The 14,792-nt window shown below is 62.7% G+C and carries 11 protein-coding genes; 5 read left to right on the top strand and 6 right to left on the bottom strand.

The window, feature by feature from the left end:
* Positions 1-82: 82 nt before the first annotated feature.
* The 3 genes from LJY25_RS16660 (at position 83) to LJY25_RS16650 (ending at position 4,741) form a co-directional block, all read left to right on the top strand.
* Complete coding sequence (locus LJY25_RS16660) at positions 83-1,408, top strand: replication-associated recombination protein A (RefSeq protein WP_227609564.1); 1,326 nt, start codon at positions 83-85, stop codon at positions 1,406-1,408.
* 473 nt (positions 1,409-1,881) lie between these two features.
* Positions 1,882-3,642, top strand: a complete 1,761-nt coding sequence (sppA, locus tag LJY25_RS16655; protein ID WP_227609562.1) for a signal peptide peptidase SppA — start codon at positions 1,882-1,884, stop codon at positions 3,640-3,642.
* 247 nt (positions 3,643-3,889) lie between these two features.
* Positions 3,890-4,741, top strand: coding sequence for a purine-nucleoside phosphorylase (locus LJY25_RS16650; protein ID WP_227609560.1), 852 nt, complete (start codon positions 3,890-3,892; stop codon positions 4,739-4,741).
* 114 nt (positions 4,742-4,855) lie between these two features.
* Here LJY25_RS16650 and LJY25_RS16645 read toward each other — a convergent pair whose 3' ends face one another.
* From LJY25_RS16645 to LJY25_RS16625, 5 genes are all read right to left on the bottom strand, one after another.
* Positions 4,856-5,278, bottom strand: coding sequence for a hypothetical protein (locus LJY25_RS16645; RefSeq protein WP_227609558.1), 423 nt, complete (start codon positions 5,276-5,278; stop codon positions 4,856-4,858).
* Between the two features lie 73 nt (positions 5,279-5,351).
* Positions 5,352-6,173 (bottom strand): DUF4249 domain-containing protein, encoded by an 822-nt coding sequence (locus LJY25_RS16640; RefSeq protein WP_227609557.1) that lies wholly within the window; start codon positions 6,171-6,173, stop codon positions 5,352-5,354.
* A gap of 48 nt (positions 6,174-6,221) precedes the next feature.
* A complete protein-coding gene (locus LJY25_RS16635; protein WP_227609555.1) occupies positions 6,222-8,573 on the bottom strand; it encodes a TonB-dependent receptor in 2,352 nt (783 codons plus the stop codon).
* A gap of 90 nt (positions 8,574-8,663) precedes the next feature.
* A complete protein-coding gene (trxA, locus tag LJY25_RS16630) occupies positions 8,664-8,972 on the bottom strand; it encodes a thioredoxin (RefSeq protein WP_227609554.1) in 309 nt (102 codons plus the stop codon).
* A 148-nt stretch (positions 8,973-9,120) separates the two neighbouring features.
* Positions 9,121-9,561: a hypothetical protein gene (locus LJY25_RS16625; RefSeq protein ID WP_227609552.1), complete on the bottom strand. Its 441-nt coding sequence runs from the start codon at positions 9,559-9,561 to the stop codon at positions 9,121-9,123.
* Between the two features lie 234 nt (positions 9,562-9,795).
* Between LJY25_RS16625 and LJY25_RS16620 the strand changes: the two genes are divergently transcribed.
* Together LJY25_RS16620 and LJY25_RS16615 are read left to right on the top strand one after the other, a co-directional pair.
* Positions 9,796-10,119: an HNH endonuclease gene (locus tag LJY25_RS16620; RefSeq protein ID WP_227609550.1), complete on the top strand. Its 324-nt coding sequence runs from the start codon at positions 9,796-9,798 to the stop codon at positions 10,117-10,119.
* 127 nt (positions 10,120-10,246) lie between these two features.
* The gene (locus tag LJY25_RS16615) at positions 10,247-11,308 is read left to right on the top strand and encodes a DUF6687 family protein (protein ID WP_227609548.1); all 1,062 of its coding nucleotides are present in this window, start codon (positions 10,247-10,249) and stop codon (positions 11,306-11,308) included.
* Positions 11,309-11,375: 67 nt separating this feature from the next.
* On the opposite strand, the gene LJY25_RS16610 is transcribed toward LJY25_RS16615, so the two are convergent.
* On the bottom strand, positions 11,376-14,783 hold the full coding sequence (locus tag LJY25_RS16610; RefSeq protein WP_227609546.1) for an AAA family ATPase: 3,408 nt from the start codon (positions 14,781-14,783) through the stop codon (positions 11,376-11,378).
* Between the last annotated feature and the right edge of the window lie 9 nt (positions 14,784-14,792).

Here is a 14,792-nt window from a genome sequence, read left to right as displayed (position 1 = left end):
TGATTGTTGGTTGGGCGTATTAACCCGGGCAGGGAACTCAACAATCGACTTTCAGCAATCAACCAACAAGCACCGATACCCCATGTCCACCGGCTCCCTGTTCGACCCTGAACCTTCTTCCGTGCCCGCCAGCCGGCCCGGCGCGCCCCTGGCGGAGCGCCGCCGCCCCCGCACCCTGGCCGAATACGCCGGTCAGCAGCACCTGGTGGGCCCCGAGGGCGTGCTGCGCCGCTACCTGAATGCCGGCCGCCTGCCCAGCCTGATCTTGTGGGGCCCGCCCGGGGTAGGCAAAACCACCCTGGCGAACCTGCTGGCTGCCGAGCTGAAGCAGCCGTTTGCCGCCCTGAGCGCCGTAAATGCCGGCGTAAAGGACGTGCGCGACGTTATTGAGCGGGCCAAAAAGCAGCGCGGCACGGTGCTGTTCATCGATGAGATTCACCGGTTCAGCAAAAGTCAGCAGGACGCGCTGCTGGGAGCGGTGGAGCAGGGCATCGTCACCCTGATTGGCGCCACCACCGAGAATCCATCGTTTGAGGTGATTCCGGCCGTGCTCAGCCGGGCGCAGGTGTACGTGCTGGAGCCCCTGAGCAAGGAAGTGCTGACCGCGCTGGTAGACAAGGCCCTGGCGGAAGATGAGATTCTGAAGCAGAAAAAAGTGCGGATGCAGGACTATAATGCCCTACTCACCATCTCGGGCGGCGACGCCCGCAAGCTGCTCAACCTGCTCGAAATCGTGGTGGAGTCGGCCACGCCGGAGCCGGGAACCGGGGAAGTAGTAGTGACCGATGAGCTGGTGCAGCAGCTGGCCCAGCAGCAGCTGGCCCGCTACGACAAGGGCGGGGAGATGCACTACGACGTGATTTCGGCCTTTATCAAGAGCATCCGGGGCTCCGACCCCAACGCCGCCCTGTACTGGCTGGCCGTAATGCTCGAAGGCGGGGAAGACGCCAAATTCATTGCCCGCCGCCTGCTGATCCTAGCTTCCGAAGACGTGGGCAACGCCAACCCCAATGCCCTGATGCTGGCCCAGAGCTGCTTCCAGGCCGTCACGGTCATCGGCATGCCGGAGTCGGACATTATCCTGGGGCAGACGGTGGTGTACCTGGCGACCTCGCCTAAAAGCAATGCTTCCTACAAAGCCATTCGCGAGGCCCGGGCCCTGGTGCGGCAGCAGGGCGTGCAGGCCGTGCCCATCCCGCTGCGCAACGCCCCCACCCAGCTTATGAAGCAGCTCGGCTATGGCGACGCGTACCAGTACTCCCACGACTACGACGGCAACTTTGCCAACCAGGAGTTTATGCCCGCGGCCCTGAGTGGCAAACGCTTCTACGACCCCGGCCTGAACCCCACCGAAGCCAAGATGCAGGAGCGCCTGCGTGGCTGGTGGGGCGAGAAGTACGGGTATTGAGCAGGTGGCCATCAGCCTTTAGCTGATAGCTGTTAGCTTTTGTTTTGATAATCAAAAGCCATGAGAAATATGGCAGCTATGTGCTTTTGGCCGACTACTCAAGCAAGACCTATGACTCGGAAAAGACGAATCGGAATGGCCGCTTTCCTGCTTTTGCTGGCACTGCTGGCCACGCTCTGGAGCCTGATTCCCAATATCGACAGCAGCGCGGATATTGACGCGGCCCTGCGCCGGGGCCCGCACTGACCTGCCGGGCGACCCGGCAGGCTACCGCGACTATTATAGGATAACCCGGCGTTAGCAACCGGCCGGCCTCACCCCGCGGCTGCCGTACCCGCGAAAATCGGGCATTTGGGCTTTTCATACGTCTGCTACCGCACAAGCAACCCTTCAGGGGTTACTCTCTTCTGTAGGAGTGCCGAAAGGCGTCTACATTTGTCTTCTACTTACTGCCTATTCCATTCTCTTTCCCAATGCGTCAATTCCTTAAATATGTAGGGGCCACCCTGGTGGGCCTTATGCTGTTCTTCACGGTCGGGTTCCTGTTTTTGCTGGCTCTGGCTTTCGCAGCGGCCTCTTCCTCGGATAAAGACACGGTGGTGGCCGAAGACTCGGTGCTGGAGCTGAAGCTGGACCGGCCCCTGGCCGAGCGCGAAAGCCGGGAATCTGTAGGCTCCCTGTTCAGCCGGCAGGCCGACAACATCGGCCTCGATCAGCTAAAGAAAACCATTGCCCGGGCCAAGACCGACGACGACATCAAGGGCATCTTCCTGAACCTGGAGCTGGTACAGGGCGGCATGGCTTCCCTCGAGGAAGTGCGCGACGCCCTGCTTGACTTTAAAAAGTCGGGCAAGTTTCTGGTGGCCTACTCCGATATGGCCTCGGAGAAAAGCTACTACCTGACGTCCATTGCCGACAAAATCTACCTCAACCCCCAGGGCACGCTGGAATTCAACGGCCTCAGCTCCGAGACGTTCTACTACAAGAACCTGTTCGATAAGCTCGGCATCGAGCCCTATATCTTCCGGGTAGGCTCGTTTAAGAGCGCCGTGGAGCCGTACTTCCGCACGTCCATGTCCGATTCGGCCCGGCTGCAGACCGCGTCGTTTCTGAACTCGCTCAACGACCATATGCTGGCCAGGGTGGCCGCGTCGCGCAAGATTGCCCCGGCCCGCCTCAAGGTGATTTCCGACTCGATGCTGGTGCACAACGCCGACGATGCCAAGCGCCTCGGCCTGGTCACGGACCTGGGCTACTACGACGAGGCCCTCGACTTTATGAAGGGCAAAGTGGGCATCGATAAAAAGAAAAAGCTTAGCTTGGTAAGCCTGAGCGACTACAACGGCGCCGAGGATGAGGAAGGCAGGACCAGCGGCAACCGCATTGCCGTCATCTACGCCGAGGGCGACATCGTGACCGGCAAAGGCGGCAACGGCAGCATCGGGAGCACCCGCTTTGCCGAAGCCATCCGCAAAGCCCGCCTCGACGACAAGGTGAAGGCCGTGGTGCTGCGCGTAAACTCGCCCGGCGGCTCGTCCCTGGCTTCCGACATCATCTACCGCGAAGTGGTGCTGACCAAGAAGGTGAAGCCCATCATCTGCTCGATGTCGGACGTAGCGGCTTCCGGCGGCTACTTTATTGCCATGGCCTGCGACACCATCGTGGCCCACCCCAACACCATCACCGGCAGCATCGGCGTGTTCGGCATCCTGCCCAATATTCAGCCCCTGCTGCGCGACAAGCTCGGCATCACCACCGACCGCGTGACCACCGGCAGGTTCTCCGACATTCCCACCATCACCCGCCCGCTTTCCGCCTTCGAGCAGCAGCAGCTTCAGCGCGAGGTCGACCGCATCTACGCCGACTTCACCACCAAGGCCGCCCAGGGCCGCCGCATGCCGGTAGAGCGTCTGCGCGGGTATGCCTCGGGCCGGGTATGGTCGGGTTCCGAAGCCAAGGAGCGGGGTCTGGTCGACGTGCTCGGCTCGTTCGACGATGCCCTGCGCATTGCCGCCCGCCGTGCCAACCTCAAGCAGGACGACTACCGCATCCAGCGCCTGCCCCTGCAGAAGAACTTCATGGAAAGCCTGCTGAACGGGTTTGGCGAGGAAGCCCGCCTGCGCATGGTACAGCAGGAAATGGGCCCGCTCTACCCGATGTACGAACAGTACAAGAAGCTCACCCAGATGCAAGGCGTGCAGGCCCGCATGCCGTTTGAGCTGAACATCCAGTAGCTTTTTTCAGTCAACAGCAGCACGTCATGCAGAGCGCAGCGAAGCATCTCGCGTGCTGCTGTTGAGTTACTAACCCATGCGTCTGTACGCGAGACGCTTCGGCTCTGCCTCTGCATGACCGCCTAGTGCAGCCACCGCTGACTTCTTCCCGAAAGGAAAGAGCTGGCGGTGGCTGTTCGGCGCTTGGCTGGAATCGGGCGGTTGGCGGCCTTGTCTTATCTTGGCGTGAATTCTCCATCTGCTATCCATGTCCGCTACTCCCGCTTCCGCTCATCCCGAATCCATTAACCTGCAGCAGGCCGTCGACTACCTGCGGCCCCGGCTGGCGGGGTTCGAGCCGGAGTTCGGAGTTATTCTCGGCACTGGCCTGGGCGCCCTGGTCCAGGAGCTGACCATTCACCACACCTTCAGCTACGCCGATATTCCCCACTTCCCGGTATCGACGGTGGAAAGCCACTCCGGCAACCTGCTGGCTGCCGAGCTGGGCGGGCGCCGGGTGCTGGTGATGCAGGGCCGGTTTCACTACTACGAAGGCTACTCGATGCCCCAGGTGGTGTTTCCGGTGCGGGTGATGAAGCTGCTCGGCATTCAGAAGCTGTTCGTGAGCAACGCCGGCGGGGGCCTTAACCCCGACTATGCCCTCAGCGACCTGATGGTAATCGAGGACCACATCAACCTGCAGCCCACCAACCCGCTGATCGGGCGCAACCTCGACGAGCTGGGCCCGCGCTTCCCCGACATGATGGCGCCCTACGACCCGCAGCTCGTGGGCCAGGCCCTGGAGGAAGCGCAGAAGCTGGGCTTTGCCGACCGGGTACGGCGGGGCGTGTACGTGAGCGTGCCGGGCCCTATGCTTGAAACGCCGGCCGAGTACCGCTACCTGCGCATCATTGGAGCCGACGCGGTGGGCATGAGCACCGTGCCCGAGGTTATTGCCGCCCGCCACCTGGGTTTGCCCGTGCTGGCCGTATCCGTCATCACCGACCTGTGTTCCCCCGGCAACCTCAAGCACGTGGAAATTGCCGACATTCTGCGGGCCGCCGCCGCCGCCGAGCCCCGGCTGACGGCCCTGCTGCGGGCCGTAATCGAGCGGCAGTAAGCGTACCTGGCTGAAGCTTGGAAATGGCCGGGTACAGTCAGGTCCCTGGTAGGAGTTAAACACAAACGGCCGCGCAACTGCGCGGCCGTTTGTTTCTGGTTAAAGCCGGGCTCGTTACGGCACCCGGGAGAAAACGTACTCTTCGAGCTTGTTGTCCTTGTTGGTATGGCCGTAGCGGAGCTGCTGGTTGTCGAGGCGGGTGATGGTGTACTCGAGGTGGGCGCCTTTGTGATCGATAAGGTGCAGAATGGTATTGTTACTCAGGAACGTCCACTCGCCCTGGTAGGTGGTATTGTCGCTGAGGAGCGTTTGCGTATAGGAACCATCGTTGCGGAAGGAAAGGCGGTAGCGGTCCTTGATGGACGCGCCGGCGCTGGTGGTCTGGCCGCCCTGCACGATCTGGTCGATCTGCCAGGTGTAAAGCAGCTCCGCGGGCTGGATGGCGGGGGCCGCTTCTTCGGTTTTGGTGCAGCTGGCCAAGGTGCCCACGAGCACCAGCAAAAGCAGACACAGGGCAGAAAGTCGGGAAATCAGCATAGGGGAATGAAAAGAACGGTGTAGATCGGGGAGACCGGGAGGCGGCGCCGGGTTGCAGCGGCAGGAGCGGCGGTTAGCGTACGATGATGGTTTTGCGGCGGTAGCTCAGGATGGTGAATACGCCCAGGCCACCCTGCACCGTCGACTTCACGGCCGCGGGCTGGGCAAAGGGGTTGCCGTTGGCATTGCGCGCATCCCGCACCGACTGCAGAAACAGGTAGTAGGGCTGGTCGAGGTGATAGAGCGTAACAAGCAGCGTGTCGTTGGCAGCGTAGCGGAACGACGTGCCGAGCGTTATTTTCTGGCCGTTCTGCAGCCGGTCGTCCAGCTCGAAATCCCGGTTAGGGTCATCGGAGATGCTGTCCTGATGAATCTGCAGGCGGTAGAAGTTGGGCACGTCGGGCTGATCCTGAAAGCGGATCAGCAGGTTGGCCCGCCGCTGGTCGCCGGTCAGGTCGTTGAATTTCCACTCCACCGTGTCGATGGGCACAATGCGGGGCATAGTGGCCTGCCCGGTGAGGCGGCGGCCCTTGCTGTCCGTCACTTCGATGCTGAATACGTCGCCGGGGCGGGCATTCAGGGGCTGGCGACCCCGGTGGGTGTACACTTTCTGCGTGGCGGGGTTGATACCGGGCTGGTTGCGCAGGGTTTCGCGGAAGCCACCCGGCCCGGTCAGTACGACCTGCACCCCGGCCGGCACCACGGGCGTGGGCGGGGCCAGGTACGGTACGGTTTCGGATACCGTCAGCTGGGGAACTTCGCCCGGCTCGAGGTAGCACTCCAGTACCAGCTGGGCCGGTGCTACGGGCAGGTCGATATCAACGCCCTTCTCCAGGTTGCAGGCAGTCGTACCGACCAGCAGCAGAATAGAGAAAGTAAAAAGACGGTTTTTCATGGTTGGGAAGGCAAACGATAGGCTAGCAGCAAACGTCGGAACGGCTGACTAGAACTTGAAATTATACGTCACCGACGGAATCAGCGGGAACAGGGACACCTGCTTGGCCTCGTAGCGCAGGATGTCGTCGGTTTCCTTGTCGCGGATCTGGTCGAAGTAAATAAAGTAGGGGTTGCGGCGGTTGTAGGCGTTGTAGATGCTCAGCGTCAGGTCCGACTCCCCGTGCCGGGGCCGCAGCTTGTACACCAGGCCCAGGTCCATGCGGTGGTAGGGCGCCAGGCGGTAGGTGTTGCGGTCAGGATACACCGGCACCGCCGTGATGTCGTCGCCGAACACGTCCTGAATCATAAAGCGCCCGGTGGGTAGCGTGGTGGGCGAGCCCGACGTGAACACAAACGAGCCCGACAAGTTGATCCGCTCACTAAGCTGATGCAGCAGCACCACCGTCAGGTTGTGGCGCCGGTCGTAGGTGGGAAAGAACGCCCGGCCTTCGTTGATGCCGGTACCACCGCGCTGGGGCAGAAACTTGCGCTGCGTCCAGGCCAGGGAGTAGCCGATCCAGCCGGTGGTGCGGCCTTGCTTTTTTTCCAGGTACAGCTCGTTGCCGTACGCCCAGCCCCGGCCGAACAGGAATTCCGCGTCGAGGTTGTTGTTGACGAAGAGCTGGGCGCCGTCGCGGAAGTCAACCTGGTTCTGGGCCCACTTGTAGTACACTTCATTGGTGAGCAAATACTTGCCGTCGCCCAGCAGAAAGCTGACGCCCGTAGCCACCTGCTGGGAGCGTTGGGGCTTTACGTTCCGACGCGATGGGTACCACACGTCGGTGGGCAGGGACGCGCCGGAGTTCGTGACCAGGTGCACGTACTGGTACATGAGCGCGTAGCTGGCCTTGAGCGTGGTATTGGGCGTAAGCGAATAGCGCGTGGCCAGACGGGGCTCCAGACCGCCAAACCGGCCGGAGTCGCTTTGGAAGCCGGTCAGGCGCAGGCCGTAGTCGAGCTGCAGCTTGTCGGATACCTTGAAGTTGTCGGACGCATACAGGGCCGCTTCCTGCCCGCGGTAGGCCACGTTGGAGCCGATGTTAACGGTGCCGTCATTGCTGCCGGCCTGCAGGCGGCCCACGCCGAAGCGGTGGTTGGTGGTAGTGGCGCCAAACTGCACCGTGTGCCGGTCGTTGGGCACGTAGCTGAAGTCGGTACGCAATGCCAGGTCGCGGATATCAGACCCCAGCCCGAAGCTGAACTGGTCGAGCTTGTTGGTAATGTCGTACTGGTAGCGCGTGTACGAAACCGAGGTATTGACGTAAAGCCGGGGCGAGAATACGTGGTTCCAGCGGAGGGCGCCCACCGTATTGCCCCAGGTGAAGTTAAAGTTAAAGCCATTGGGGCTCTCGAAGCCAAAGATGTCGCGCCCATAGTAGCCGGTCAGAAACAGCTGGTCTTTCTCCCCGAGCTTGTAGTTGCCCTTGGCGTTGAAGTCGTAGAAGTGGTAGTCCGGAATCGGGTCGTAGTCTTCCTTGCCTTCGTTGATGCGGTTGATCTGCCGGGTGAAGACGTCGAAGTAGGTGCGGCGGCCCGACAGAATAAAGGAGCCTTTGGCCCCGGTGGTGTCCTTGCCGATGGGGCCTTCCACCGTGAGGCGGGATGAAATCAGGCCCAGGCCCCCGCTCACGCCGAACTTCTCCTTGCTGCCTTCCCGGAACTTCACGTCCACCACCGAGGAGAGCCGCCCACCGTACTGGGCTGGGAAACCGCCCTTGTAAAGGTCCACGCTCTGCACCGCGTCGGAGTTGAACACCGAGAACAGGCCGAACAGGTGGGACGGGTTATACACCACCGCGTCATCGAGCAGAAACAGGTTCTGGTCGGCTGAGCCCCCGCGCACGAACAGGCCGCTGGTGCCTTCGCCGCCGTTTTGCACGCCGGGCTTGAGCTGCAGGGTCTTCAGGATGTCGACTTCCCCAAACAAAGCCGGCAGCAGCTTGGCTTCGCGGGCCGTGAGGCGCTCCATGCTCATCTGAGGCGTACGCAGCTTTTCCTCCAGCGTACCGGAGGCCTCCACGACCACCTCTTTGAGCTGACTGGACGACTCCGGCAGGGAAAACGACTGGCGCTGGTTTTTCGTCAGGTTGACTTCCCGCGTCACGGTCTGATAGCCCAGAAACGAGACGGCCACCGAGTAGCGCCCGGCCGGCAGGGTAAGCGAGTAAAACCCCTGAGCGTCGGTGCTGACGCCGGTGCCCAAGGCCGGCACGGCCACCGAGGCGCCGGGCAGCAGGTCATTGGCCGCCCCGCCCCGCACGTACCCGCTCAGGACGTAGCGCTCCTGGGCGTGGACCGGTAGGGAAGCTGAACAGATAAGTAACAGACATACAAATTGAAACAGCCAGAAGTAGCGCATCAGGAAACCAGTAGTAATATCGGGGCAAAGGTAGTTATGCCACGACGTTACCAACTCTTTTGGCTGCGGATAGTTCTTTGCCGGCCGGGCTTATTGCAAAAAACGCTGGAGCACCTGGCTGAGCTGAGGCGCGGACACCACCCCGGCCTGCCGCCACACCGGCTGCCCGCGCTGGAACAGAATCAGGGTGGGAATGCTCTGCACCCGGAACTGCTGGGCGGCCGCCTGGTTGCGGTCCACATCCACCTTAATAACTTTGATCTTGCCCTGGTGCTGCTCGGCCACCTGCTGCAGAATCGGGGCCATGGTTTTGCACGGGCCGCACCAGTCAGCGTAGAAATCAACCAGAACCGGCATTCCGGGGGAGTTGATAAGCTCGGAAAAAGACTTTTTAGGCATTTTGCTTAACGAACGTGAGAATGGAGGGGGCGAAGCCGCCCGCGTATTCTACGCGCCCCGCTCCGCGGATGGCTGTCCGGACGCAGCAAAAAGCCCGGCCCCTGCAGGCAGGAGCCGGGCTTTTTATCATCAAGACGTTAAAAATAGCTCAGCGCTTATCCACCACCGTCACGTCGTTGCCGACCTCGGGAAACGTAAAGCGGCCACCCACTACTTTCTTGCCGCCTACCTGGCATTCCCAGACGTAGCGCCCGGGCGTACCCTTGGCAGCTTCACCGTTGGGGCCTTTGAAGTAGTCCGGCTCCGAAGGCTCGGAAGGGAAGATGACGTCCACGCCATTCTGGCCCTTGGTTACCTGCTTTTCCAGAATGTACTCTTTGCCACTGGTCTGGTTGGTCACCACAAAACGAGCCGTGTACGAGCCCAGCTGACCGAACTTGTCCATCACGCCCATCTTAATGTACGCGTCGGTGGATACCATCCAGGTTTGGGCGTGAGAAGTTGCAGGAGCCAGAACCTGCAGTGCCAGGAGCAGGCCAGCCACGCGCAGGAGGCGGGCCAGGCGAAAAGTGGGTAGAGTGAAGGTCATAAAAAGTAAGTAAGTGAGGAGAGAGGCAGAAGGGAAAACCGGGCCAGAAAATGGCCGGATCGAAGAGAACTTAAAGTAAGCCTAGTAAGCGTAATGTACTGTGAATTCTGAGGTTCTGTAACCAAATATAGAATTAATTGGAACGCAAAAATTATTTCGGGCAATTATTTTCCGGTATTCGGGTCTTTATCGGTTTGGGGCAGCTTTCCCGCCGGTCCTGCGTAGCAGGTTGCTATGGCCCGCCGTCGTTTTCCCGATTCTCCTTATTTCACCGGGGCGCCGGGCAAAGCCGAGCCCCGGTGCGAGCTGTGTGAGCGGACTGTCCGGCACGTGTCGCGGCACCACCTCGTACCCCGGGAAGAAGGCGGGCGCTACGGCCCGGTGGCGGATCTGTGCCAGCCCTGCCACAGCACGGTGCACCTGCTGCTGAGCAACCGGGAGCTGGCCCGCCGCTACCCGACCATCGAGGCCTTGCGCGGGGCGGAAGAGCTGCAGAAGTACCTGCACTGGATTCGCCGCAGCCGCGTCGAGCATATCGCCAACCGCCGGAAGAAGTAGCTGTTAGCGTATAGCTGTTAGCTTTGGCCAGGCAAAACAACCCGTCAGCAGCTGTCATTGAGTGATCCTGACAAGGGCCTCTGTGGGGGCCTACGGCCCACGAACGCACCGTTTTTTCACTTCCCCAATGCCCTGCCATTTCGTTCCGTTTCCGCGGCTGCGGCGCCAGCCTACCATTGTGGTCGACAGCACGGCGCTGGGGGCGGCGCTGGTGCTGGCGCACTGGCGGGGAGCCCCCACGCCCGGGCATTTGCGCGACGATACCAGTGCCGGCTCGGTGCTGCGGGCGCTCCGGCAGGCCAACCCGGCCGTGGTTGGGAACTGGGCCGTGACGGCCAACCACTTCGACGTCGACGGTTTTGTGGGTGTGTGGAGCCTATTGAATCCGGAGCTGGCATTGGCGCACGAGCCGCTCCTGCGCCTAACCGCGACGCTGGGCGACTTTCGGGAGCTGGATTGGACCAACCCGCTGGCCGACCACGCCCTGCAACTGGTGTGCTGGCTGAACGCCCGGGAAAAGGGGCTGTTCTACCCGCCCTTTGGGGCGCCGACAATCCGGCGGCGGGAAGATGAGGCGTCGGCCGAGAAGTTCGAGTGGTTTCTGCCCCGCTTCGCCGAGGTGCTGCTGAATCCCGAAAGCGGCCGCGCTGCCTGGGAGCCTGAGTTTGAGCGGGTGCGCCGGGCCGCCGAAGTGATGCACAGCCCCGGGACGCAGCTTACCCGCTACCCCGAAATCGGGCTGGTCGTGGTTCGTACGCCCGAGCCGCTGCCGTACTATGCCCTGTTCGGTCCCACTGCCGGGTTCGACATGGTCCTGAGTTTGTATGACGGGCAGCGCTACGAGTTCGAGTACAAGTACACCACCTGGATTGACCTGGAAAGCCGTCCCACGCTGCCCCGCCTCCCGCTCGATGCCCTGGTGGCGAAGCTCAATACCCGGGAAACCACTACCCGGCGCTGGACGGCCGACCAGGTTACCGACACCGGTCCGCTGCTACGTCTGTCGGGCAAGGGGCTACCCAAAACCGCCCGCTACGCCGACCCCGACCAGCGCCAGATCTACGCGTCGTCCATCAGCCCAGAAGCGTTGGAGCAGACCGTAGTGGCTTTCTTCCGGGAGCGGTACGCCTCCATCGAGCCCCGCCGCTACTGGAGCTGGGCAGAAATCCGGGGGGCAGGACAGATTTAGTTGTCGGTTGTCAGTTGTTCGTTGTCCGTATCGTCCTGACAACTGACAGCTGACAACGAACAACCAATCAGGCCGGCAGGGGCACGGTGACTTCGGGCAGTACCCGCAGGCGGCTGGTGCCCTGGCCTACGCGCTCCACCACCACGCGGGTGTCGATGTAGTCGCGGAGCTTGTCCACGTCGACGTGGGTGATGATGCCGATGGTTTTGCCGCGCTGCCGCAGACTGCCCAGGGCGGCCAGGGCGACGTCGAGCGTATCGGGGTCCAGCGTACCGAAGCCTTCATCGATAAACAGGGAGTCGATGCGGGCCGAGTTGGAGGCCAGCTCCGACAACCCCAGGGCCAGGGCCAGACTTACCAGGAAGGTTTCCCCGCCCGAAAGCGTGCCCACGTCGCGGATGCAGTCGTCGTAGCTGTCGGCCACCAGCAGCCCCAGCGACATGGCGTCGCGGCGGCGCAGTTCGTACCGGTCGTTGAACTGGCGCAGGTGGTGGTTGGCCAGCAGCACCAGCCGGGCCAGGGTCAGGCCCTGGGCAAAGCGGCTGAACTTGCTTTTCTCTTTCGAGCCCAGCAGTTCGTACATAGCCGTCCAGCGCCGGGTTTCCACCTTCTGCGCCGCCAGCTCCCAGGCCAGCTCGGCGTGCTTTTCGCGCTTGGCCTGGTCGTCGGCCAGCTCTTTGCGCAGGGTCGTGAGCTGGTCCCGCAGAGTCAGGTACTGCTGCTGCGATTCATTAAAGGCTGCCTTCACCGTTTCGGCAGGCTCGGCCGTCAGGGCCAGCTGCCGGGTTTTCAGCAGCTCGTCGTCGCACCACTGCCGGTGGGCCAGGGCCTGCGCTACCGAGCCCTGCAGCTCGGCCTGGAGCCGGCGCAGGGCGGGGCGCTCGGCTTCGGGCAGGAGCAGGTCCAGAATATCGGACGAGGCCGAGAAGCCGGCGGCGGGCAGCTGCTGGCTGAGCTCTTCCAGCTCGTGGTCGTGGGCCATCTGCGCCAGGTCGCGGGCAGCGGCTTTCTCTTTTTCCCGCAGCGTCAGGTGGCTGACCTGCTCACTGCTGGTCCGCTCCCGCGCCTGGGCGTCCTCGTAGGCTTTGCGGGCCTCTTTTTCCTGCTGCTGCCAGTAGTCCAGCGCAACACGGGGAGAGGCGTAGCCGACGTGCGCCACGGCAATTCCCCGGGCGCAGGCTTCGCAGTCGGCTTGAGCAGCAAGGTGCTTATCGGCCAGCTTTTGGGTTTCCCCGGCCAGCTCCTGCTGCTTTTGCTCCAGGGCGTGGAGCGTGGCCAGGGCACTGGCCAGCTCCTTATCAAGCTGGTTGTAACGGTCGGATCTGCGCTGGTAGTTGGCAAAGCGGGTGCGTACGGCTGCCAGCAGCAGCTCGGGCTGGCGCCGGTCGAAGGGAATGGCGAGCTGTGCGGCCCGGGCCTCAATCTCCTGTGTTACCTGCCCGCCTTCGGCCTGAATGCGGCCCAGCTTCTCGTCGAGGTCTTTGATCTGCTGGCTGAAAAGCTTCACCTGCTCCTCGGCGCTGGCTGCTTCTTTCCGGGCCTGGGTCAGCTCTTTGGCGTGCTTTTCCTTCCGTACCGGAGCATCGTTAAGGTCGCGGACCAAAAGAGTAGCCCCGCGCAGCGCGGCCCGCAGATCGAGCTGCTGCATGGCCGGGTCGGGCTCGGCCGCGCGCGGAAACGCCTCGAGCAGGGTGAGCAGCTTGTCGTTGTCCTGCTGCTGCTCAGCCAGGGAATTCAGCTGCTGACTTCCCTGCTCTACCAGCTTCTCCAGGGCCTGAATAGCTTCGGCGGAGGTGTCGACGCGCACGCCGGCCATCAGCACAGGATGCTCGTGCGCGCCGCAAAGCGGGCAGGCATGGCCGGGCTTCAGATTCGTGGCGTGCTGGGCAAACAGCTTTTTGCCCAGCAGCTGCTCGAAGTGGCGGCCGTGGTCGGTGCGCACTATTTCCAGCTGCTGCTGAAGCTGGGACCTGCGGTACAGGGCCGCCACCTGCAGGCCGGCGTGCTGCTGCTGCCAGTGCGCAACTTCCTCAGCCAGACCACTGAGCGCCTCCTGGGCCAGCTCGGCATTGTTCAGGAAGTTCTGGGCCGCGAGGCCGGCCGCCTGCAGCTTGGTCAGCTCCCCGGCTTTCTCCTGCCGCCGCTCTTCCAAGTCGATGCGGGCTTTTTCCCGCTTGTCGATAAGCGCCTTCAGCTCAGCTTCCTCCTCTTTAAGGCGGGCGTCGGCTGCATTTTCACTTAGCCACCCGGACAGCTGGGCCAGCTCGGCGCGGTTGGTGGCGGTCTGGGCTTCATAGGCCCGGTATTCCTTGACGGCCTGCGCGTAAGTCAGCTGGCCGTGCTCGGCATCGGCTTTGGCCTGGAGGGCGGCCGTGGTCAGGGTTTCGAGGCGGGGAACCTGGGCCAGGGCTTCGTCGAGGCGGGGCTTTTCGCGGCTTAGGTTCTGCTCGGTAGCTTCCCAGGCGGCCTTGGCGTCGGCCACGGCTTGGCGGGCCTGCTCGTGCCGGACCTGGGCCGTGCGCAGGTCTTCGGCCAGCTGCTGCCGGTCGGCTTCGGCGCTGCGGGCCTCATGGACGGCGGCATTGGCTTTCACCCAGCGCTTCTCAAACGGTTCGGCCCGCTCGTGGGCGGCGAGGCGGTCGAGGTCGGGCTGACGGGCGGCCAGGGCAACTTTCGCCTGCTCCAAAGCCGAGGCCGCTGCCGTCGCCTTGCCTTCCAGCTCGGCCAGCTTCTGGTGCCACTCGTGCTGACGTCGCAGGGTTTCGGCCTGGATGCTGGCTTTTTCAACCGATTCGGTCAGCTCCCCGGCTTCGGTGGTTTTCAACTCCAGCACCTCGGGCGTCAGCCACTGCACGGCCCCGATGCGGGCGGTCAGCTCTTTCTCCTTCTGGTCCTCGGCCCGGGCGCGGTCGTGGGCCTGCCCCGACAGCATGGTGTAGATTTCGATGCCGGTGATGCGCTCCAGCAGCTTTTCCCGCTCGTCGTCCTTGGCTTTCAGGAACTCGTCGAAGCTGCCCTGGGCCAGCAGCACCGAGCGGGTGAACTGCGTGTACTTCATGCCCGTCAGCTCCTCGTTGCGGGCAATGCTTTTCTCTGATTTCTGAGTCAGCAGCTTGCCGTCGGGCCAGGAGCAGACTTCCATGTAGGCATCCTGCAGGGCGCCGCCAATCTGCTTGCGGGCCCGCTTGATGCTCCACCGGCTCAGAAAGCGGCCGGCAGCCACTTCGTACACCACCTCCGCCCAGCCTTCCGTTGCGCCGTGGCTGATGAGCGACCGGCCATTGCCTTGCCGGGGCGTGCGTCCGTACAGCGCCAGGGTAATGGCGTCGAGCAGGGTGGTTTTGCCGGCGCCGGTAGGGCCGGTAATGGCAAAGAGCCCGCAGTTTTCCAGGGGCGCTGCCTCAAAGTCGAGCCGGTGAGGCTGCTTGCCCCGCAGGGAGTTGATGTTGTGGCAGGCAATGGAAATAATCTTCATAGAGAACAG

Origin of the sequence: Hymenobacter translucens (assembly GCF_020685205.1) — a bacterium.
GTDB lineage: Bacteria > Bacteroidota > Bacteroidia > Cytophagales > Hymenobacteraceae > Hymenobacter > Hymenobacter translucens.
This window is presented reverse-complemented; position numbering and strand designations above follow the sequence as displayed.

Bases quoted from the DNA above. Each gene is read 5' to 3' on its own strand.
- LJY25_RS16660 (WP_227609564.1), top strand. From the start codon at position 83: ATGTCCACCGGCTCCCTGTTCGACCCTGAACCTTCTTCCGTGCCCGCC.
- sppA (WP_227609562.1), top strand. From the start codon at position 1,882: ATGCGTCAATTCCTTAAATATGTAGGGGCCACCCTGGTGGGCCTTATG.
- LJY25_RS16650 (WP_227609560.1), top strand. From the start codon at position 3,890: ATGTCCGCTACTCCCGCTTCCGCTCATCCCGAATCCATTAACCTGCAG.
- LJY25_RS16645 (WP_227609558.1), bottom strand. From the start codon at position 5,278: ATGCTGATTTCCCGACTTTCTGCCCTGTGTCTGCTTTTGCTGGTGCTC.
- LJY25_RS16640 (WP_227609557.1), bottom strand. From the start codon at position 6,173: ATGAAAAACCGTCTTTTTACTTTCTCTATTCTGCTGCTGGTCGGTACG.
- LJY25_RS16635 (WP_227609555.1), bottom strand. From the start codon at position 8,573: ATGCGCTACTTCTGGCTGTTTCAATTTGTATGTCTGTTACTTATCTGT.
- trxA (WP_227609554.1), bottom strand. From the start codon at position 8,972: ATGCCTAAAAAGTCTTTTTCCGAGCTTATCAACTCCCCCGGAATGCCG.
- LJY25_RS16625 (WP_227609552.1), bottom strand. From the start codon at position 9,561: ATGACCTTCACTCTACCCACTTTTCGCCTGGCCCGCCTCCTGCGCGTG.
- LJY25_RS16620 (WP_227609550.1), top strand. From the start codon at position 9,796: ATGGCCCGCCGTCGTTTTCCCGATTCTCCTTATTTCACCGGGGCGCCG.
- LJY25_RS16615 (WP_227609548.1), top strand. From the start codon at position 10,247: ATGCCCTGCCATTTCGTTCCGTTTCCGCGGCTGCGGCGCCAGCCTACC.
- LJY25_RS16610 (WP_227609546.1), bottom strand. From the start codon at position 14,783: ATGAAGATTATTTCCATTGCCTGCCACAACATCAACTCCCTGCGGGGC.